Annotated in this window: 15 protein-coding genes; 11 read left to right on the top strand and 4 right to left on the bottom strand. The window is 60.1% G+C overall.

What is annotated here, in order from left to right:
* Positions 1-3 precede the first annotated feature (3 nt).
* The 8 genes from ACP7A4_RS07930 to ACP7A4_RS07895 all read left to right on the top strand — a co-directional run bounded on the left by ACP7A4_RS07930 (position 4) and on the right by ACP7A4_RS07895 (position 9,080).
* Positions 4-1,065: a hypothetical protein gene (locus tag ACP7A4_RS07930; protein WP_426246277.1), complete on the top strand. Its 1,062-nt coding sequence runs from the start codon at positions 4-6 to the stop codon at positions 1,063-1,065.
* The gene (locus tag ACP7A4_RS07925; RefSeq protein ID WP_059765960.1) at positions 1,062-3,050 is read left to right on the top strand and encodes a vWA domain-containing protein; all 1,989 of its coding nucleotides are present in this window, start codon (positions 1,062-1,064) and stop codon (positions 3,048-3,050) included. Before ACP7A4_RS07930 ends, ACP7A4_RS07925 begins: the two co-directional genes overlap by 4 nt.
* Positions 3,051-3,060: 10 nt before the next feature.
* Positions 3,061-3,765 carry an ABC transporter ATP-binding protein gene (locus tag ACP7A4_RS07920; protein ID WP_059765957.1) on the top strand — a complete coding sequence of 235 codons (705 nt, stop codon included), beginning with the start codon at positions 3,061-3,063 and terminating at the stop codon, positions 3,763-3,765.
* Positions 3,749-4,972, top strand: coding sequence for an ABC transporter permease (locus ACP7A4_RS07915; protein ID WP_426246274.1), 1,224 nt, complete (start codon positions 3,749-3,751; stop codon positions 4,970-4,972). Before ACP7A4_RS07920 ends, ACP7A4_RS07915 begins: the two co-directional genes overlap by 17 nt.
* Positions 4,962-6,509 (top strand): formylglycine-generating enzyme family protein, encoded by a 1,548-nt coding sequence (locus ACP7A4_RS07910; protein ID WP_059765951.1) that lies wholly within the window; start codon positions 4,962-4,964, stop codon positions 6,507-6,509. Before ACP7A4_RS07915 ends, ACP7A4_RS07910 begins: the two co-directional genes overlap by 11 nt.
* A gap of 32 nt (positions 6,510-6,541) precedes the next feature.
* Positions 6,542-7,276 (top strand): hypothetical protein, encoded by a 735-nt coding sequence (locus ACP7A4_RS07905; RefSeq protein ID WP_059765949.1) that lies wholly within the window; start codon positions 6,542-6,544, stop codon positions 7,274-7,276.
* 4 nt (positions 7,277-7,280) lie between these two features.
* Positions 7,281-7,784 (top strand): hypothetical protein, encoded by a 504-nt coding sequence (locus ACP7A4_RS07900; RefSeq protein ID WP_203302084.1) that lies wholly within the window; start codon positions 7,281-7,283, stop codon positions 7,782-7,784.
* A gap of 63 nt (positions 7,785-7,847) precedes the next feature.
* Positions 7,848-9,080 (top strand): hypothetical protein, encoded by a 1,233-nt coding sequence (locus ACP7A4_RS07895; RefSeq protein WP_426246271.1) that lies wholly within the window; start codon positions 7,848-7,850, stop codon positions 9,078-9,080.
* Between the two features lie 71 nt (positions 9,081-9,151).
* On the opposite strand, the gene ACP7A4_RS07890 is transcribed toward ACP7A4_RS07895, so the two are convergent.
* Positions 9,152-10,072, bottom strand: coding sequence for a LysR substrate-binding domain-containing protein (locus ACP7A4_RS07890; RefSeq protein WP_059765942.1), 921 nt, complete (start codon positions 10,070-10,072; stop codon positions 9,152-9,154).
* Positions 10,073-10,224: 152 nt separating this feature from the next.
* Between ACP7A4_RS07890 and ACP7A4_RS07885 the strand changes: the two genes are divergently transcribed.
* Positions 10,225-11,610 carry a NorM family multidrug efflux MATE transporter gene (locus tag ACP7A4_RS07885; RefSeq protein ID WP_426246269.1) on the top strand — a complete coding sequence of 462 codons (1,386 nt, stop codon included), beginning with the start codon at positions 10,225-10,227 and terminating at the stop codon, positions 11,608-11,610.
* Between the two features lie 58 nt (positions 11,611-11,668).
* Here the strand turns inward: ACP7A4_RS07885 and ACP7A4_RS07880 are convergent, their stop codons facing one another.
* Positions 11,669-13,348, bottom strand: a complete 1,680-nt coding sequence (locus ACP7A4_RS07880) for a putative bifunctional diguanylate cyclase/phosphodiesterase (RefSeq protein ID WP_426246267.1) — start codon at positions 13,346-13,348, stop codon at positions 11,669-11,671.
* 263 nt (positions 13,349-13,611) lie between these two features.
* On the opposite strand from ACP7A4_RS07880, the gene rep reads away from it, so the two are divergent.
* Both rep and ACP7A4_RS07870 read left to right on the top strand, forming a co-directional pair.
* Positions 13,612-15,621, top strand: coding sequence for a DNA helicase Rep (gene rep / locus ACP7A4_RS07875; protein ID WP_059765936.1), 2,010 nt, complete (start codon positions 13,612-13,614; stop codon positions 15,619-15,621).
* 57 nt (positions 15,622-15,678) lie between these two features.
* Positions 15,679-16,251, top strand: a complete 573-nt coding sequence (locus ACP7A4_RS07870; RefSeq protein ID WP_059765934.1) for a xanthine phosphoribosyltransferase — start codon at positions 15,679-15,681, stop codon at positions 16,249-16,251.
* A gap of 63 nt (positions 16,252-16,314) precedes the next feature.
* On the opposite strand, the gene ACP7A4_RS07865 is transcribed toward ACP7A4_RS07870, so the two are convergent.
* Positions 16,315-18,237, bottom strand: a complete 1,923-nt coding sequence (locus ACP7A4_RS07865; RefSeq protein ID WP_203302080.1) for an acetyl-CoA hydrolase/transferase family protein — start codon at positions 18,235-18,237, stop codon at positions 16,315-16,317.
* A gap of 105 nt (positions 18,238-18,342) precedes the next feature.
* Positions 18,343-19,107 carry an S-type pyocin domain-containing protein gene (locus ACP7A4_RS07860; protein WP_426246263.1) on the bottom strand — a complete coding sequence of 255 codons (765 nt, stop codon included), beginning with the start codon at positions 19,105-19,107 and terminating at the stop codon, positions 18,343-18,345.
* Positions 19,108-19,315 lie beyond the last annotated feature (208 nt).

Genomic DNA, 19,315 nt, shown 5'->3' with positions numbered 1-19,315 from the left:
GACATGTCAATTTTCGTCGAGCTGGTCACCCTGCAACCCCACATTGCCGGTCAGGGATGCCTGATCGTCAAGAACTGGACCGGTGGCCACGAGCGTCTGGAGTTCTCTATCCAGCGCAATCAGGACGGCTACTTCCTGCAAGGCGACCAGCACTGGAGTAACAGCCAGTACTGGTTCAAGGTCGCGCATTTCAGCGCCGCCGCCAACGGCGACGAGCTGGAAACCGTGGTCGGCCCGCAGTTGGTCGACCCGTTGCTCGACGTGGGCGGCATGGCCACGTTTCGTATTGTCTTGCGCGAGCAAGGCGGCGAGGGGCATACCGAAGTCGGCATGTTAAGCCCTGCGCCCAACCTGCAATCGTCCGTCGCAGCCAGTGATGAAAAACAGGTTACGCACGAAGACACCGGTCAGTTGAAAACGCCGGTGTCGCCACCGGCAGTGGTTGCACCAGAACCCGAGCCAGAACCTGAACCTGAGCCTGAGCCAGTCCCTGAACCGGTCGTGGAGCCCGTGGCGCCTGAACCTGTGCCAGCGCCACCCCCTGAGCCCGCGGCTGCCAAAAAGAAAGGCTGGCTGATTGCATTGATCATCGCCGTGCTGGTGCTGGCGGCGATCGCCGTGGGTGCCTGGTTTTGGCTGAACAAAACGCCGGCAGTGGATGCTCCGGCGGGCGACACAACACAGATGCCAGAACCCAAGCCCGAGCCGCCTGCCGATAACCAGGCCTGCACCCTGGACAGCATGACTACTCTGCCTGAGCTGGCCTTCGTGCAGGCATGCATCAAAAAAGCACCGGGCAGCGCCGAACTGCTGGAAATCATCAACGTGGCCAAAGCCAACAACCACTGTGGCGTGGCCCAGCGTTTGTACGCCAACCGTGCGCAAGCGGGCGACCTGCAAATCGCCGATGCGTATGCCCACGAATACGACCCGAAATTCCATCAGGCCAGCACCTGTTTCGCTGAGCCGGACAAAGCCACCGCCGCGTACTGGTACGAAACCATCCTCACCCAAGAGCCTGAGAATGCCGAAGCCAAGGCCCGTTTTGAGGAATTGAAACCATGAGCCGTTTTGCTCTGGCCGCCAGCGCGGTGCTCGCCTTGTGCATTGGCAGCTCGCTGGTCCACGCCGACGACAAGCCGCTGATTCAGGAAGGCAAGAAAACCCTGTTTCAACGCGTCCTGACCACGCCCGGTTGCACACTCAGCAGCAGCGCCGGTGGCGAACCCGGCGCCGCGCAGCCCACCTTCAGCCGCTTTTACGTGTACGAGCGGGCGCAGGCAGCGAATGCGCAATGGCTCAAAGTCGGCCCTGACAGCTACGGCAAAACCATCGGCTGGCTACCGGCCAGTTGCACCACCGACTGGAAGATGCAGCTCACACTGGCCTTCACCAACCCGGCCAACCGCGACCGGCTGATGTTCTTCAAAGACCGCGCCACCCTCGAAGGCATCCTTGATGCCCCGGACCCGGTGAGCCAGGTCGCCCCGCTGCGCGCCAAGCTCAAGCAAGGCACGCTGGCGCCGGGTGTGTTGGCGCAAGAGCCGGAATACTTCGTCGACCTGCACAAGCAGTTCTACCTGCTGCCGGTGCTCAGCGGCGAAGAAGTCATGACCGAAGAAGGCTTTCGCACCCGCCTGCTCAACGTGGCCTCGGTGAGTAAAGCCGAAGATAAGCCGGTGCAGGCCGGCGCAGCCAATGCGCCCGATGCCGGCGCGGTGAAAACCAGTCAGTTGAAGGAATTCAGCGCGGCGGTGGTGTTCGTCATCGACTCCACCATCTCGATGGACCCGTACATCGACCGCACCCGCGAAGCGATTCGCAAGGTCTACAAGCAGATCGAAAGCGAGAACCTGGGCAATCAGGTCAAGTTCGGTCTGGTCGCGTTTCGCTCCAACACCCAGGCGGTGCCGGGGCTTGAGTACGTGACCAAAATGTACGCAGACCCGAACAAGGTCACGGGCAGTGACGACTTTTTGGCCAAAGTGGCTGACCTCAAACAAGCCAAAGTCTCCAGCAAAAGCTTCGACGAAGACTCGTATGCGGGCGTGATGCACAGCATCGAGAAGGTGGACTGGTCGCAGTTCGGTGCCCGTTACGTGGTACTGATCACCGACGCGGGCGCCCTTGAGGGAGACGACAAACTCAGCAGCACCGGACTGAGCGCCGATCAGGTGCGGCTCGAAGCGGCCAACCCTGGCGTGGCGATTTACACCCTGCACCTCAAAACCCCGGCCGGTATCAAAGACCACGGCAAAGCCGAGGCGCAGTACCAGAACCTGTCGACTTACCCCGGCACCAACACCTCGCTGTATTACCCGGTCAATGCCGGTGATGTGCAAGCGTTCGGGCAGAAAGTCGATGCGCTGGCAGGCGCTATCACCGCGCAGGTGAAAGCCGCTTACATGGGCGACGACGCCATCGGCAGCGCGTTGAATGCCAAGCAGGACGTGGTCGCCAAAAAAGACCCGGCTGAACAGAAAATGCTCGCTGACGCAGCGCTGATCGGCCACGCCATGCAGCTGGCGTATCTGGGTGAAAAAACCAACAGCCAGGCGCCGCCGGTGTTTGAGGCGTGGATCACCGACCGTGACTTGATCAAGCAAAACATCCCCACCACCGATGTGCGGGTGCTGCTGACCAAGGCCCAGCTCAGCGACTTGAGCGACGTGATGAAACAGATTCTGGACGCCGCCAACGAGGGTCTTATCTCTCCCACCGAGATGTTTGATCGCTTGCGTTCGGTGGCCGCGACGATGGGCGCCGATCCTAATCAGCTCAAGCAAAACGGCAACGCCAAACTGGCTGACATGGGTGTGCTCGGCGAATACCTCGAAGACCTGCCCTATCAGAGCGAAGTGCTCAACCTGGACGAAGAAACCTGGAAGAGCTGGGACGGTCTGGCCCAAGAGCGCTTCATTCGTAACCTGAGCACCAAGCTGCGCCACTACCAGCGTTACAACGCGGACGTGGACCGTTGGGTGGCCTTGGCCAAAGACAGCGATGCACGGGACAACGTGTACCCGGTGCCGCTGGAAATGATGCCGTAACGGGGCGCGCATGCTCGATATTCAAGACATGCTCGTGCGCCGTGGCAGCGGCGCGCAGGCGCACAGCGTGCGCTTGGCGACCTTGCAGGTGAAGCCCGGAGAAATTCTGGCCATCACCGGTGAAAGTGGCTGCGGCAAAAGCACCTTGCTCGAAGCCATCGGCCTGTTGCTGCAACCGGTTGAGCTGGGGCGTTTTGACCTCGGCCCGCCGCGCGCCACGCTGGACATCGCGCAGATGCTGGCGGGCAACGACCAACCGGGGCTGTCGCAGGTGCGTTCGCGGCACTTGGGTTTCATCTTGCAGAGTGGCGGCCTGCTGCCGTTTTTGAGCGTGCGCGACAACATCAGCCTGCCCCGGCGTTTGTTGGGCATGCCAGCAGAGAGTGCGCAGGTAGATCGCGCGGTCCACGCCCTGCGCCTCGACGGCTTGCTCGGCAAACTGCCGCAGGCCTTGTCCATCGGTGAGCGCCAGCGTGTGGCGTGTGTGCGGGCCATCGCCCATGAACCGCAATTGCTGCTGGCTGACGAACCCACGGCCTCACTCGATCCGCACAGCGCCAAGCGTCTGTTTGAGTTGTTGCTCAGCCTGGTTAACGAGTTGGGCTTGAGCGCGCTGGTGGTGTCCCACGACTGGGCGCTGGTGCGCGACTTTGGCTTGCCGCGCCTGGGCGCGGTCAGCCGTCAGGGAGAAACACTGTTTGAAGCGATGGATTAGCCGCCTCGGCCTGCTCGGTTCGCTGGCGGTCCAGGACCTCTGGCACGACCGCAAAGTGTCGTTCTGTATCGCCGCCTCGCTGGTGGCGGTGATCGCGCCGCTGTTGCTGCTGTTCGGACTCAAACACGGGGTGGTCAGCCAGTTGCAGAACGAACTGCTGAGCGATCCGCGCAACCTTGAAGTGAAAATGCTCAGCAGCGGCAATTACGACACGGCGTGGATCGAGCGTTTGCGCCTGCAACCTGAAGTCGGTTTTGCCATCGGCCAGACCCGCTCGCTCAATACGCAAGCTGACCTGCTGGTGGGCATGCAGCGTTTTGTCGAAAACGCCGAAATCATCCCCAGCGATGCGGGCGACCCGCTGCTTAATCTGCCGCAGATCCGCCTCGACGGCCAGCAAGTGATTCTCAGTGATCGCGCCGCCCAGCGTTTGCAGGCCAAGGTCGGTGATAACGTGCGCTTGCGCGTCTCACGGCGTCTGGACGGGATCAATGAGCGCGGCGAACTGAATGTGCAGGTGGTGGCCGTGCTCGATGCCGCACGCTTTGGCCGCGCCGCAGGTTTTGTCGCGCCGCCGTTGCTGCTGCAACTTGAGCGTTTTCGCGACGGCTATCAGGTGCCCGCGTTTGGCCTTGACACCGGCAAGCCGCAGGGGGCGCTGCAACCGCTTTACGCCCGTGCCCGCGTGTATGCCCGCGACATCGATGCGGTCGCGCCGCTGGAGCGCTGGCTCAACCAACAAAACATCGAAACCGCCAGCCGTTTGGCCGATATCGACAACGTCAAAGCCATCAACCATGTCCTGGGCCTGATCTTCGGCGTGATTGCCGCGGCGGCGCTGATCGGCTGTATTGCCTCGATGATCGGCGCCTTTTTGGCCAACATCGACCGCAAGCGCAAAAGCCTCGCGGTGCTGCGCTTGCTCGGTTTTACCAGCCCTGCGGTGGCCGGATTCGTCATCGCCCAAGCGTTGTTGTTGAGCCTGGTGGGCTATGTCGGCGGGCTCGCATTTTATGGGGTCGGCAGCCTGCTGTTCGACCACTTGCTCGGCAGCAGTCAGGCCACCGGCACCTTTGTTTGTCACATCACTGTCTGGCACGGGCTGGCAGCCCTGCTGATTGCTTTATTGGTCGCAGCACTGGTCGCCATTATCGGCGCGCTACGGGCCATCAGCATCCAACCTGCGGAGAGTCTGCGTGAGCTATAAACGTGTTGTGTTGATCGCATCCTTAAGCCTTGGCTACCTGCTCAACGCCTCGGCGGCGGGCTGGGACGAGAAGTATTACAACCCCGCGCCCGACGCCAATGACGTGGTGCTGCCAATGCCGTGCGACGGCGCAATGGTGTTTCGCAAGGTGTTCATCCCGGTGACCGGTCCGCTGGACGACTACCCGATCAACATTGGTCAGGACAGCCCGGAGTGGGGTTACGTCGAGCAAAAGCGCCCCTCGTTCATTGCGGGTAGCTTTACCGGCGCCAAGAGCGACAAGTCGCGTTACTACTTGATGGCCAAGTACGAAATGAGTCAGTTGCAATACCAGGCACTGACCGCCGAGACCTGCCCCGCACCGTCCAACAAACTGCGCTTGGCGCAAGTGGCCGTGAGCTGGGTGCAAGCCATCGACGCCAGCGACAAGTACAACCTGTGGTTGCGCAAAAATGCGGCCGACAAGTTGCCCAAAGAAGACGGTGCGCTGGGCTTTTTGCGCCTGCCGACTGAAACCGAGTGGGAGTTTGCTGCCCGTGGCGGGCTGGAAGTCGGCGCTGCCGAATTCAGCGACACGCGCTACCCGATGCCCGAGGGCCTGAACGCTTACGAATGGTTCGGCGGCGCGCAATCGTCCAACGGCAAGTTGCAACTCACGGGCCTGCAAAAGCCCAATCCGCTGGGCCTGCATGACATGCTCGGCAACGCCGATGAAATGATGTTTGAACCGTTCCGCCTCAACAAACTCGACCGCCAGCACGGTCAGGCTGGCGGCTACGTGGTGCGCGGCGGCAACTACCTGACGCCGCAAGCGGACCTGCGCACAGCGCTGCGCAAGGAAGAGCCTTACTACAACGCTGACGGCCAGGTTAAAAACAAAACCACTGGCCTGCGGCTGGTGCTGGTCTCGCCCACGCTGACCTCGCGCGAACGCGTGGGCAGCATCGAGAAGAGCTGGAAAAAACTCGGCACCGGGACTCAAGAAGGCGATCAAGCCAAAGACAAAGGCGCTGTTCAAGAATTGAACAACCTGGCGTCGGCGGTCGAAGACAAGGCCCTCAAAGAGAAGCTGCAAGCCCTGGAAAACCAGCTGCGTGCCAGCAACCAGCAGCAAGAAGAAACCCGCGATCAGGCGATTCGCGCCAGTCTCAACCTGGGCGCCTTTTTGTGCACCAAGATGCTCGACGACGGCCAGTACCTGGACTTCTTGCAGAAGAACTACGCGCTTAACTGCGAATCCGAAGACAAAGACCCCAGCTGCGACATGCGCAAAGGCAAGCTGGAGGAGCAAAAAGACCGTTTGCACAAACTCAGCCGCTACTACGCCAGCAGCCTGGTGGAATCCGCCTCGTTGTATGGCCAGCCGCTGCTGGAGCCACAAGTGCCGGTGATGGAAGAAATCATCAGCCAGAACAAACAACTGCAAGAACTCAAACCTTACCTGCGCACCCACTGGGCGAATCAGAAGACCTACCTGCAAAAGCAGAAGATCGACACTGACGCCTGGCTGAAAAGCTGCAAGTCGGTCACCCAATAAGCCCAACACCTGTTTCAACAAGGAGCAATACGATGATGCGCAGCCTGTGGTCCTCATCCAAATTACTGATCAGTTTTGTACTCACAGGCAGCCTGCTGCTGGGGGGTTGCGCCAGCACCGGCAGCGGCATGTTGGGGGCGGGCGCTCCGGCACCGGACCCACGCCTGACTCAGGGCACCGATGCAGAGTTCTTCAGCAAGTCCGGTTATCAGGCGTGCGCGATGGGCGCGGGCGCGGCGATTCTGGCCTGCACCCTGTCCAACTCCGGCAACAAAGCAGTGTGCATGGTGGCCGCCGGTGTGGCGGCGTGTGGTGTGGCGATGGGCGCCAACTACTACGTGGATCAGCGTCGCAGCGAATACGCCAACACCTCGCAGCGTTTGCAGAAGTACAACAGCGACGTACAACTGGACACGCAAAAAGTCGTGACCCGTACCGCTACGGCCCAGCAAGTGATCAACGATGACAAGCAGCAGATCGCTCAGATCAAACGCGACCTGGCCAGCAAGAAAATCGACAAGGCCCAGGCACAGCAGCAGATTGCGGTCATCGACAGCAACATCGACCAGTTGCGCAGCGAAGTCAAAAACATGCAGGCCAAAGTCACCGGCTACAACGACGTGGTCAAAGTTGAGCGCGCCCAGGGCAATGCGCCTGAGCTTAAGCAAATGGATGCCAACATTTCGAAGATGAACCAGAAAGTGGCCAGCCTGCAAAAAGAAGTCGATGGTTTGTACAGCCAGCGCTCCGCGATCACGTTGGGTTAAGACTATGAACGCACGATTGACGCTGGGTTTTGCTGCTCTATTGGCGTTGTCTGGCTGCGCCACCCAACCGGGTGAATGTGACGCCAACAACCGCGACGCGAGCCTGTTCACCAAAGTGAACTGCGACGCGGGCGGAGGTTACAGCGAGCAGATTCGCCAAAACGAAACGGAGCTGGCCAAGTCGCAGCAAGAAAACGCGATGTTCCATCAGGTCTATCAAGACATTGCCGCGCAACAAGCGGCCTCGCGCACTGACCTGCAAGCGCAGCAAAAATCTCAGGCGGCGTTGAACCAGTCGCTGAGCCAATTGCTCGGCTCGCTCAAGGCCCGCAAAGGTAACAAGGCGCAGGTTCAGCAGCAGATCGCCAGCCTTGAACAGCAGCTCAAGGCCGCGCAAGCCAAACCTGCCAGCAGCACCAACCCCAAGCAATTGGCGGCCAAGCAGACAGAACTCAAAGCGCTGCAAAAGAAGGTTAATCAGCTGCAATTTAGCCTCGGTTACGAATAACCCCTTCGGGTGCACTCAGTCGGCGGCCTTGCGCCGCCGACGTCATTTTCAGGAACTCACTGCATGCAGCGCATTACCCGGGACGAGCACGCCACCTCAGCAGGGCTGGACGCGCTCAAAGCCAAGATCGCCTTGATCCTCAAGCACTTTCCGCCCTCGGTGGCGAGTGTCTACGCGATCCCGCGGCTGGGCAGCGGCGATGTGGTGGAGTGGTGGACCGAGTTGGGCGGCCAGCCCACGCGTTTTCATGAGCTGGACGAAGACCGGCAGGTCGCGTTGCTGGAGCGTTACCACCAGCGCCAGGAAACCCTGGGGCTGTTGGCCGATGAGTTGGTCACCCGTGGCCAGTCGGAGCAGGCGGCCAGCTTGCGCACGCTGATTGGCCCGCCAGACCTCAACAATCTTTACAGCATCAATGGCGATCCGGTGGTGGTGCGCTGGGGCTTGGCGCCGGAGCCGGTGGTCGCGCCCGCGCCCCCCCCGCCGCCTGTGCCGCGCCCGGTGGTGGTGCGCCGCGTTTGGCGCGGCTGGCCGTGGTTGCTGCTCGGGTTGTTGTTGCTGGGCCTGTTGCTGTGGGCGTTATGGCATTGGCGTCTGCCGGCGATGAACCTGTTGCCGAGCCAGAACAACCAGGTTTGCCGCGCCAAAACGCCGGTGGGCAGCGAGTTGCCGCCAGAGTTTGTGGTCATCCTCGACACTTCGGGGTCGATGAACCTCAACATCGACGCCACCAAGGACGATGAAGACTGGTACTTCAAGAGCCGCCCGCAACCCGAAGACGATGACCCGCGCACGGTCAAAATTTTCGCGGCGCAAACCCGTCTGGATGTGGCCAAGGCGTCGCTGACCGGGATGATCAACAACTTGCACCCGGACATCGACACGCGGTTGATGACGTTTGCCGGGTGTTTCCGTCAACCGGATCACGGCGTATTTAACGCCGCGCAGCGCCCGCAACTGATCGCGGGCATTCAAGGATTGACCGCCAATGAAGGCACGCCGTTGGCGTCGAGCCTGAAAAAAGCCGCCAGGCAGGTCAATGGCCGAGACCGTGATGCGGTGATTGTGATGTTTGTCGACGGCGACGATGGCTGCAACGAAAACGTCTGCAAAGTGGCGCAAAACATCGCCATCGAACAACCTCGTCTGCGGGTCAACGTGGTCAATATCGGCGACAGCTCGTTGTCCAACTGCATTGCAGAAAACACCGGTGGCAGCATCTACTCCAGCCGCAACGCCAGCGACTTGGCCAACGCCCTGAAAAACGCGACCGAGGCCGTTTCAGAATGTGATTAACGCGCAGGCGCTGCCGCCCACTGCGAGCGTTTGATTTAAACGCTCACAGCCTGCGCCCGCGCCTGCGGTGGTTACGTCAAGCGCTGTACCTCAGGCAGGTGCATGGCCTCGACTTCCTGTTGCAAAAAGTCACTCAGGCGGCGCAAGCGCTCACCGCCGGGTCGGGTTTTAGGCCACACCAAGTAGTAATTTTCGCCACTGGCCACCGCCGTGCGGAACGGCAAACTCAGACGGCCCTGCGCCACGTCTTCGGCCACCATCAGCAAGTCGCCCATCGAAATGCCGTACCCGCGTGCGGCCGCGATCATGCCCAGTTCCAGGGTGTCGAACACCTGTCCGCCTTTGAGCGATACCTGCCCGGTCAAGCCCTGGCAGTCGAGCCAGCGGCGCCAGTCACGCCGGTCGGGGGTCGGGTGCAGCAACTCGGTGGTGGCCAGACGTTGAATATTCCAGGGCTGATCTGTGAGCAAATTGGGCGCGCCCACCGGAATCAACATTTCAGGAAACAGCAACGTTGCTTCCCAGTCAGGCGGGAAATGCCCGTTGCTCAGCAGCACGGCGCAGTCGAACGGTTCCTGATTGAAGTCGACGTGGTCGATGTCCATCCACGCGCTGGTCAGTTGCACTTCATTGCCCGCCTGCAAGTGCCGAAAGCGGCTCAGCCGCGCCAGTAACCAGCGCATGGTCAGGGTCGAAGGCGCCTTCATGCGCAAGATGTCATCTTCGGCGCGCAACGTGGTGCAGGCGCGTTCCAGCGCGATAAACCCTTCACGCACCCCCGGCACCAGCAAACGGGCGGCTTCGGTCAGTTGCAAGTGGCGGCCATTGCGCTGAAATAACCGACAGGCAAAGTGCGCTTCGAGGGTTTTGATATGGCGGCTTACCGCACTTTGTGTGATCGACAATTCGTCTGCCGCACGGGTAAACGAACTGTGGCGGGCTGCCGCTTCGAAGGCGCGCAAGGCATACAGAGGAGGAAGGCTACGCGACATGAGGAATATTCCTTGAATACACCGGATCAGAACTTATATGACGGCATCAGGTATGAGTTTTTATCATGTTATGGATCGTTTTTATCCCTTTGCTTAAAACACGCAAGGCGCCGAGAATCCAGCCTTTGAACGTATCTTAAGAAATCGAACCAATGACCAAACAGCATTCTGCCGCTATTGAACTCAAGGCCATCATGCGGTTGGCCGGGCCGCTGATCGCCTCGCAGTTGGCGCACATGCTGATGGTGCTCACCGACACGCTGATGATGGCGCGCCTGAGCCCCGAGGCTTTGGCAGGCGGCAGTCTGGGGGCGGCCGGCTACTCGTTTGTGTCGATCTTCTGCCTGGGGGTGATTGCGGCGGTGGGCACGCTGGTGTCGATCCGCCAGGGCGCGGGAGATATCGAGGGCGCTACCCGTCTGACCCAGGCCGGTGTGTGGCTGGCGTGGGGGCTGGCGTTGGGCGCGGCGCTGATCTTGTGGAACATCAAGCCGGTGTTGCTGTTATTCGGGCAAACCCCGAGCAACGTCGAGATGGCCGGGCAGTTTCTGTTGCTCCTGCCCTTCGCCCTGCCCGGCTACATGACATTCATGGCCTTGCGCGGCTTCACCAGCGCGATGGGTCGGCCGATGCCGGTCATGGTCATCAGCGTGATCGGCACGGTGGCGAACTTTTTACTCAACTACGCGCTGATCACCGGGATGTTCGGCTTGCCCAAGTTGGGTTTGATGGGCATCGGGCTGGTCACGGCCATTGTGGCGACTTGCATGGCGCTGGGCCTTGCCTGGCATATTCATCGGCATCCGGCCTACGACGCGTATCCCCTTCGCAAGGGGTTGTCGCGTATTAACCTGACCTACCTGCGCGAGCTGTGGCGCCTGGGTTTACCGATTGGCGGCACCTACGCAGTCGAAGTCGGCCTGTTTGCGTTCGCGGCGTTGTGCATGGGCACGATGGGCAGCACGCAACTGGCAGCGCATCAAATCGCGTTGCAGATCGTGTCAGCGGCGTTCATGGTTCCGGCGGGCATGTCGTATGCGATCACCATGCGCATTGGCCAGCATTATGGGGGTGGCGACTTGCTACGGGCGCGACTCGCAGGCCGGGTCGGCATCGGTTTTGGCGCGGCGACCATGTTGTGCTTTTCGTTTGTGTTTCTGGTGTGGCCTAAAGAGTTGGTCGGTTTGTTGCTCGATTACGACAATCTGGCGTTCCGCCCGGTGTTTGAACTGGCAATGAGCCTGTTGGCGGTGGCCGCGTGGTTCGAACTGTTCGACGGTGCGCAAACCATTGCTATGGGCGCCATTCGCGGGCTTAAAGACGCCAAGACCACTTTTTTGGTCGGCCTGTTTTGCTATTGGGCGATTGGCGCACCGCTGGCCTGGGTGTTGGCGTTCACCTTCAATTGGGGGCCTGCGGGCGTGTGGTGGGGGTTAGCGGTGGGCCTGGCGTGCGCCGCCATCAGTCTGACGCTGGCATTTGAATGGAAGATGCGGCGCATGCTCAAGCGTGCGAGCAACGCCGCCATTACCCTGTAGCCGTTATCGGGTTTGCGCCCGATCGCGGCCTCGCCTTGCTCGACAGCGGCTATTAGGTTTACGGGCGCGATGCGTGGCCGGCAACAGCGTATCGGCCGCTGTCTTGGGTCAGGAACGTGACCAGTTCGGCCAGTGGTAACGGCTTGCTGATCAAATAGCCTTGCACCTGATCGCAACCAAAACTGCGCAGCAGTGCCAATTGCTCAGGCGTTTCGACGCCCTCCGCGACCACTTCCAGCTTGAGGTTGTGCGCCAGGTTGATCATGGCGGGCACCAACTGGCGGTTTTCTTCGCGACTTTCCATACCGCCAACGAAGCTTTTATCAATCTTGAGCAGGGTGATCGGCAGGCTGTTGAGGTGCACAAAGGACGAAAATCCGGTGCCGAAGTCGTCCAGCGAGAAGCGCACGCCCAAGCGTCCCAGTGCATCCATCGTTTGCTTGACCAGGTCGCTGCGCCGCATCACGGCGGTCTCGGTCAGCTCAAATTCCAGCCATTGCGCTTCAACCGCGCGCTCGGTGATCAGGCGGCTGAGGGTGGAGAGCAACTGGCTGTCCTGAAACTGGCGAAACGACAGGTTGACCGCCATGTGCAACGGCGCCAGCCCGCGTTCGCGCAGGGCCTGCATGTCACGCAATGCGCGCGAAATCACCCAGTAACCCAAGGGCACGATCAGCCCGCTTTGCTCGGCCAGCGGCACAAATTCGCTGGGGGCCAGCAAGCCGCGCTCGCTGTGACGCCAGCGCACCAGCGCTTCGAGGCCGACAATTTGCCCGCTGGCCAAGTCCAGGCGCGGCTGGTAGTGCAGTTCCAGTTCGTCACGGCGCAACGCCCGGCGCAGCTCGCTTTCGAGATCGGCCAGGCTGCGTGCGTTGCGATTGATGCGCTCATTGAACAGGTGATACGTGCAGCCCTGGGTGCTTTTGGCTTGCTGCATGGCGATGTGTGCGTGCCACATCAGCGGGTCAGCCCCGGCGTTGGCCCGAGCGTGGGCGATGCCCAGACTGCAACCAATCAGCAGGCTTTCGCCGTCGACCCAATACGGTTCGGCCAGCGCTTCGGTGATGCGCTCAGCGATCAGTTCAGCGCGTTCGGGGGCGCGGCGAGTGTCGATCAACAGCGCAAACTCGTCGCTGCCCAGTCGTGCCAATTGATCGCCCGCTTCTAGCTGGCTTTTGAGTCGCGCCACCACTTGCAGGATCAGGCGGTCGCCCGCTTGATGCCCAAGGGCGTCGTTGGCATGACGAAAGTTGTCCAGATCAAGGTGCCCGAGGGCGATGCCGCGCCCTTCGCTTTCGGCCAGCCGCACCGCCAGCAAGGTCTGAAAACCCTGGCGATTGGCGATACCGGTCAGCGGGTCTTCTTCGGCCAGGCGCTGCAAGGTGTGTTCGAGCACGCCACGCTCGCGCACATGGCGCAAGCTGCGGCGCAGCGAATCAGCGTTCAGTTGGGGGGCCACTAACCAGTCGCTGACACCTTGGGGCGTTGCCAGGGGTTCGGTGTCCAGCAACAAAATCGTCGACAACCGGCAGCGACCCGGTGCGGGCTGTAGCGTGGGGGTGGTCAGTAACAACGCGTGGCGGTCGTTTTCGAACAGATAGCTGACAGCTTCCCAGTTGGGCGCGCACACCAGCACGGCTGCGCCCTTCATTGGCGCCAGACACTCGCGCAATAACGCTGCCCAAGAAGGCTCTTGGGCCAGTAGCAGTAAACGCAAGGGTTCGACAGGCGTAGACAAGCTGGCTCCCTAGACTCTGCAATAATTTCAGGCGGTGGGCATTATGACGCGCCGCCGACCAATGGCAAATGACACTGGTTATCAAATACATATTTGCAGTAATAACCGAACGGTAGCCGCAAATTTGGCCGGCATCCTGCGCGAAAGTAACAAAAGCAGCAAATTTAGACAGAGTGCTACGTCACACTGTCGCAGAGTGGCAGCAATATTTGCTCAGCCTGTTAAAATGCCCGCCCTTTTCAGATACGACCCCCTGACTCGTCATGTCCCGACTCAATCCCCGGCAGCAAGAAGCCGTGAGCTACGTCGGCGGCCCTCTTTTGGTGCTCGCCGGCGCAGGCTCCGGCAAAACCAGCGTGATTACCCGCAAAATCGCGCACCTGATCCAGAACTGTGGCGTGCGCGCTCAGTACATTGTCGCCATGACCTTTACCAACAAGGCCGCGCGCGAGATGAAGGAGCGGGTGGGCACGTTGCTCAAAAAGGGCGAAGGCCGGGGCCTGACGGTGAGTACGTTTCACAACCTGGGGCTCAATATCATCCGCAAGGAACACGCGCGGCTGGGCTACAAACCGGGGTTTTCGATCTTTGACGAAGCGGACGTCAAAGCGCTGATGACCGACATCATGCAAAAGGAATACTCGGGCGAGGACGGGGTCGACGAAATCAAGAACATGATCGGCTCGTGGAAAAACGACCTGATCCTGCCGCCTCAGGCGCTGGAAAACGCCCGCAACCCCAAAGAGCAAACGGCCGCGATCGTTTATACCCACTACCAGCGCACCCTCAAAGCCTACAACGCCGTGGACTTTGACGACTTGATCCTGCTGCCGGTGAAGCTGTTCGAAGAACACGCCGACATCCTCGAAAAGTGGCAGAACAAGGTGCGCTACCTGTTGGTGGATGAGTATCAGGACACCAACGCCAGCCAGTATTTGCTGGTCAAGTACCTGATCGGCACACGCAATCAGTTCACCGTGGTGGGCGATGACGATCAGTCGATCTACGCCTGGCGCGGCGCCCGCCCGGAAAACCTGATGCTGCTCAAGGACGATTACCCGTCCTTGAAAGTGGTGATGCTGGAGCAAAACTACCGCTCCACGAGCCGTATTTTGCGTTGCGCCAACGTGCTGATTTCCAACAACCCGCATGCCTTTGAAAAACAGTTGTGGAGCGAAATGGGCCACGGCGATGAGGTGCGGGTCATTCGTTGCCGCAACGAAGACGCCGAGGCCGAGCGGGTGGCGGTCGAGATCCTCACCTTGCACCTGCGCACTGACCGGCCGTACAGCGACTTTGCGATCCTGTACCGCGGTAACTATCAGGCCAAACTGATTGAGCTGAAGTTGCAGCACCATCAGATTCCTTATCGTCTGTCAGGCGGCAACAGCTTCTTCGGACGTCAGGAAGTGAAAGACCTGATGGCCTATTTCCGTTTGATTGTGAACCCGGATGACGACAACGCGTTTTTGCGCGTGATCAACGTCCCACGCCGGGAGATCGGTTCTACGACACTGGAAAAGCTCGGTAACTACGCGACCGAACGCAAAATTTCGATGTACGCCGCCACCGACGAAATCGGCCTGGGCGAGCACCTTGATGCGCGCTACACCGACCGCCTGGCGCGGTTCAAACGGTTTATGGACCGTGTACGCCAGCAATGCTCGGGCGAAGACCCGATCTCGGCGCTGCGCAGCATGATCATGGACATCGACTACGAAAACTGGCTGCGCACCAACAGTTCCAGTGAGAAGGCGGCGGACTACCGCATGTCCAACGTCTGGTTCTTGGTCGAGGCGTTGAAAAACACCCTCGAAAAGGACGAAGACGGCGCCATGACCATCGAGGAAGCCATCGGCAAGCTGGTGTTGCGCGACATGCTCGAACGCCAGCAGGAAGAGGAAGACGGCGCCGAAGGCGTGCAGATGATGACGTTGCACGCCTCCAAAGGGCTGGAATTCCCTTACGTGTTCATCATGGGCATGGAAGAAGAAATCCTGCCGCACCGTTCCAGCATTGAAGCCGACACCATCGAAGAAGAACGGCGTCTTGCCTACGTGGGTATTACCCGCGCCCGTCAGACACTGGCGTTTACCTTTGCAGCGAAGCGTAAGCAGTACGGCGAAATCATCGACTGTGCGCCGAGTCGCTTCCTGGATGAGTTGCCGCCGGACGATCTGGCCTGGGAAGGCAACGACGACACCCCTACCGAAGTTAAAGCGGTTCGCGGAAATACAGCATTGGCCGATATACGCGCCATGCTTAAACGCTAAAATCGACTATTTTTTCATTCTACCTTCAGCGCATAAGCGCTATTTGAGGACGTTACGTTGGAAGCACTGCACAAGAAAATTCGCGAAGAAGGCATCGTGCTTTCCGATCAGGTTTTGAAGGTCGACGCCTTTTTGAACCATCAGATCGATCCGCAACTGATGAAAGAGATCGGCGACGAGTTCGCGCGTTTGTTCAAGGATGCGGGCATCACCAAGATCGTCACCATCGAAGCGTCGGGCATTGCCCCGGCCGTGATGACGGGCTTGAACCTGGGCGTGCCGGTCATTTTTGCCCGTAAGCACCAGTCGTTGACCCTGACTGAAAACCTGCTGACGGCCACGGTGTATTCCTTCACCAAGCAGACCGAAAGCACCGTTGCGATCTCGCCGCGTCACCTCAAAAGCACCGACCGCGTGCTGGTGATCGACGACTTCCTGGCGAACGGCAAAGCCTCGCAGGCGCTGATTTCGATCATCAAACAAGCGGGCGCGACTGTTGCAGGTCTGGGCATCGTGATCGAGAAGTCGTTTCAGGGCGGCCGTGCCGAACTGGACGCGCAGGGTTACCGCGTTGAGTCGCTGGCCCGGGTTAAATCCCTGGCAGACGGCCACGTGACCTTTATCGAGTAAGTGCGCTTGACACCGCTCTTCGTAGCAGCAGCCTTCGCCAGCGGCTACGAAGAGCGGTGTCTGCTATTTGGCCGTGGCCTGTAACCCCGCCAGCAGCAAGCGCTGATACAGCTCTTCGCGCAGGCCACTGGGGTGTGCCAGTTGCATGCGTTCCAGATGTTGCGCGAAAGCTTGCGGCGACGGCGCGTCGAGGGTGGCTTTGCCCAGTTCGTAGATTTGCGTGAGTTTGAATTTGCTCTTGAGCCAGTTCAAGGCTCGCAGCAGGTCTTGTTCCTGTGCGCTGAAATCACTCCCCAGCGGGTATTCGGGAAATAAGTGCGGGTGGCGCGCCGCTATCGCCTGCAAGCGTTGTGGGCTGTTGTCGGCAAAGCGCGGATCAAGGCAGAAGTCCTTGGGCAATTTGCCGATCTGCTGTGCCTGCTCGATCAGTTCGGTCTGGAAACGCGAGTCGGTGATGTTGAGCAAGGCTTCGATGACCTTGCGGTCGGTCTTGCCACGTAAATCGGCAATCCCGTATTCGGTGATCACGATGTCGCGCAAGTGCCGCGGGATGGTGCAGTGGCCGTACTCCCAGACGATGTTGGAACTCACCTCCCCGCCCGACTCGCGCCAACTGCGCAGAATAATCACCGAGCGTGCGTCATGCAGCGCGTGGCCCTGGGCGACGAAGTTGTATTGCCCGCCCACGCCGCTGAGCACGCGGCCGTCCTGTAACTGGTCGGCGACACCGGCGCCGAGCAGGGTCATGGTGAATGCGCTGTTCACAAACCGTGCATCACGCCGTTGCAGGCGCTTGAGTGCTTCATGGCCGTACAGTTCGTTGATAAAACTGATAGCCGTCATGTTGAATTCACAGCGTCTGCTGTGGGGCAGTTCTCTTAAGCGCTGGTAAAAACTGGCGGGGCCGAGGATGAAACCACCATGCACGCAGACGCCATCGGTGTGCAGGCTTTCGTCCAGCGTGCCGGCATTGGCCTGCGCCTGACGCTCCACATCGGCATACACCTTGCGCCGCACAATGCCTGCGTCCGCGAGCACCATCAGCCCGTGCACGAACATTTCACTGCATCCGTACAGGCCCTGAGCGAAAGGATTGAGCCCGCCTTCGCGCTCGATGAGCGTGCCCCAGGGCGTGACGTCCACCTCATCGAGCAACGCGCGATAACCCGCGTTGTCGGCCTGACGCGCCAACAAAGCCGCTACCAGAGCATCGCCCATCGCGCCAATGCCGATCTGTAAGGTGCCGCCGTCGCGTACCAGGGTACTGGCGTGCAACCCGATGAAGTGGTCTTGCGTGCTCACCGGCATGTTGGGCGTGGAAAACAGTGTGGTGCGTTCATCTTCGTCGATCAGCAGGTCAAAATCCTCGGCCTGTAACTCTGAGTCGCCGGGCATGAAGGGCAAGTCGGCGTGTACATGGCCGAGCAGCAAAATGGTTTCACCTGCAGCGCGGCGTTTGGCGATCATCGGCAGTAAATCGAGGGTGATGTCGGGGTTGCAGCTCAGGCTCAGGCGCCTGGCATCCTGCGGGTTGCGGGCGATGAGTTGCGCCACCAGGTTCAGGCCGCTGGCGTTGATGTCGCGGGCGGCATGGCTGTAGTTGCTGCTGACGTAATCTTGCTGGGCGGGCGGGCTGTTGAGCAGGCTGCCCGGTTGCATGAAGAACTGTTCGACATGGATGTTGTGGGGCAAGGTGTTGCGGTGCAAGTCGCCAAGGAAATCCAGTTCGATGTAATCGCCAAAAACCCGATCAATGAAAGGCTCCAGAAATTGGCGCTGCAACCCTTCACCCAACGCCGGCCGACCCAGGCTGAGTGCGGTGTAGATCGTCAAATGCCGCTCGGGCAGCTGCCTGATGCGCTGATACAGCGCGTTGACGAAACGGTTGGCCTTGCCCAGGCCCAGCGGCAAACCCAGGTGGATATGCGGGGGCAGCCGCGCCAGCACGTCATCCACTGCGCATTCGATTGAACAGGACTGCACCATCTGATCCTCCTAAACCATCCATGTGTAGAGATGTGACTGAGCGTGACGGGTGTTGGTTGCACTGTAACCCTGCCTTCACTGATCAGAACAGGAACAGCGCGTTTATCAGGCGCTGGGCTCGTCTTCATTTTTGGGCATGCGGGTGTTGATTGATAAATAGACGGGCGCCCTGTGCGGGTGCTCCGGGAACCAGACAATCGCATCCTGATACTCCGGTGGATGCACGGGGTTGACCAGAATCTTGTTGGCCTGTTCGGTCGGCGGGAATACCCAGGCCGGCGGGTTCAGCGTGACGCCTTCGAGCGCCGGGATACTCATGACTGACGCGGGGTCTGCGGCCGGCGTCCAGATGACTTCGATGCCGCGGCCCATGTCTGCAACCTGTTGATCGCCGCGTGCTTGCGCGGCAATCACCGGTACGCGCTGCCATTGGGATTGGGTGCCCGTGTAAAAACCGTAGGCGCTCACCGATCCGTCTGACAGGCGTTTGACGTTCAAGCGCACGCGGGTGTTGCCATCGGTGAGGTGGGCGTATTGCTCGGCGCGATAAAAGGCGCTGTCGCCCGAATTGGTGCTGGGCATCAACACGGTAACGATGACGTTGGTGTGTGGCGGTGCCGTGGCCGATAGCGTCCCCTGCAGGCGTGCGCCAAAGATCCTGGCACTGGTTGAGCCGCCAATCCATTGCAAGGGTGTGCCTGCATGGCTGGCCTTGGCGGTGGTGCCCAATACGGCATAGGCGCCGTATTGGGTCAGTGCTTCGACGGGTACAAAGTCGTTGTAGTTGTTGAAGTCCATCAGCCCGTCAGGCAATGCACATGACTTGGCGAATACGCAGCCCCGGATCAGCCTGACCGGCGCGTTGGCCAAGGGTGTACTCGTCCGTGCGGCCTTGTGTCGTTGGCGGCACGCGGCACATTGGCAACGTGGGTGAAGGGTCGCGACGCAGGTTTCGTACACAAGCATGATTCACTGACTGAGGGTTGTCGTGATGCTAGCCAAGCGCCGGTACGGGGCATATAGGAGGATTCTGAGATGTTTAAGTGGGTTTGTAACCGGGTCTTTCAATTGTGCGGAG

The organism is Pseudomonas sp. TWR3-1-1 (assembly GCF_049896545.1).
GTDB lineage: Bacteria > Pseudomonadota > Gammaproteobacteria > Pseudomonadales > Pseudomonadaceae > Aquipseudomonas > Aquipseudomonas weihenstephanensis.
The sequence above is the reverse complement of the archived record's forward strand: the minus strand, read 5'-3'. Positions and strand labels throughout refer to the sequence as shown.

Excerpts from the sequence above, each read along its gene's own strand:
- ACP7A4_RS07930 (WP_426246277.1), top strand. The coding sequence starts at position 4 with ATGTCAATTTTCGTCGAGCTGGTCACCCTGCAACCCCACATTGCCGGT.
- ACP7A4_RS07925 (WP_059765960.1), top strand. The coding sequence starts at position 1,062 with ATGAGCCGTTTTGCTCTGGCCGCCAGCGCGGTGCTCGCCTTGTGCATT.
- ACP7A4_RS07920 (WP_059765957.1), top strand. The coding sequence starts at position 3,061 with ATGCTCGATATTCAAGACATGCTCGTGCGCCGTGGCAGCGGCGCGCAG.
- ACP7A4_RS07905 (WP_059765949.1), top strand. The coding sequence starts at position 6,542 with ATGATGCGCAGCCTGTGGTCCTCATCCAAATTACTGATCAGTTTTGTA.
- ACP7A4_RS07900 (WP_203302084.1), top strand. The coding sequence starts at position 7,281 with ATGAACGCACGATTGACGCTGGGTTTTGCTGCTCTATTGGCGTTGTCT.
- ACP7A4_RS07895 (WP_426246271.1), top strand. The coding sequence starts at position 7,848 with ATGCAGCGCATTACCCGGGACGAGCACGCCACCTCAGCAGGGCTGGAC.
- ACP7A4_RS07890 (WP_059765942.1), bottom strand. The coding sequence starts at position 10,072 with ATGTCGCGTAGCCTTCCTCCTCTGTATGCCTTGCGCGCCTTCGAAGCG.
- ACP7A4_RS07885 (WP_426246269.1), top strand. The coding sequence starts at position 10,225 with ATGACCAAACAGCATTCTGCCGCTATTGAACTCAAGGCCATCATGCGG.
- rep (WP_059765936.1), top strand. The coding sequence starts at position 13,612 with ATGTCCCGACTCAATCCCCGGCAGCAAGAAGCCGTGAGCTACGTCGGC.
- ACP7A4_RS07865 (WP_203302080.1), bottom strand. The coding sequence starts at position 18,237 with ATGGTGCAGTCCTGTTCAATCGAATGCGCAGTGGATGACGTGCTGGCG.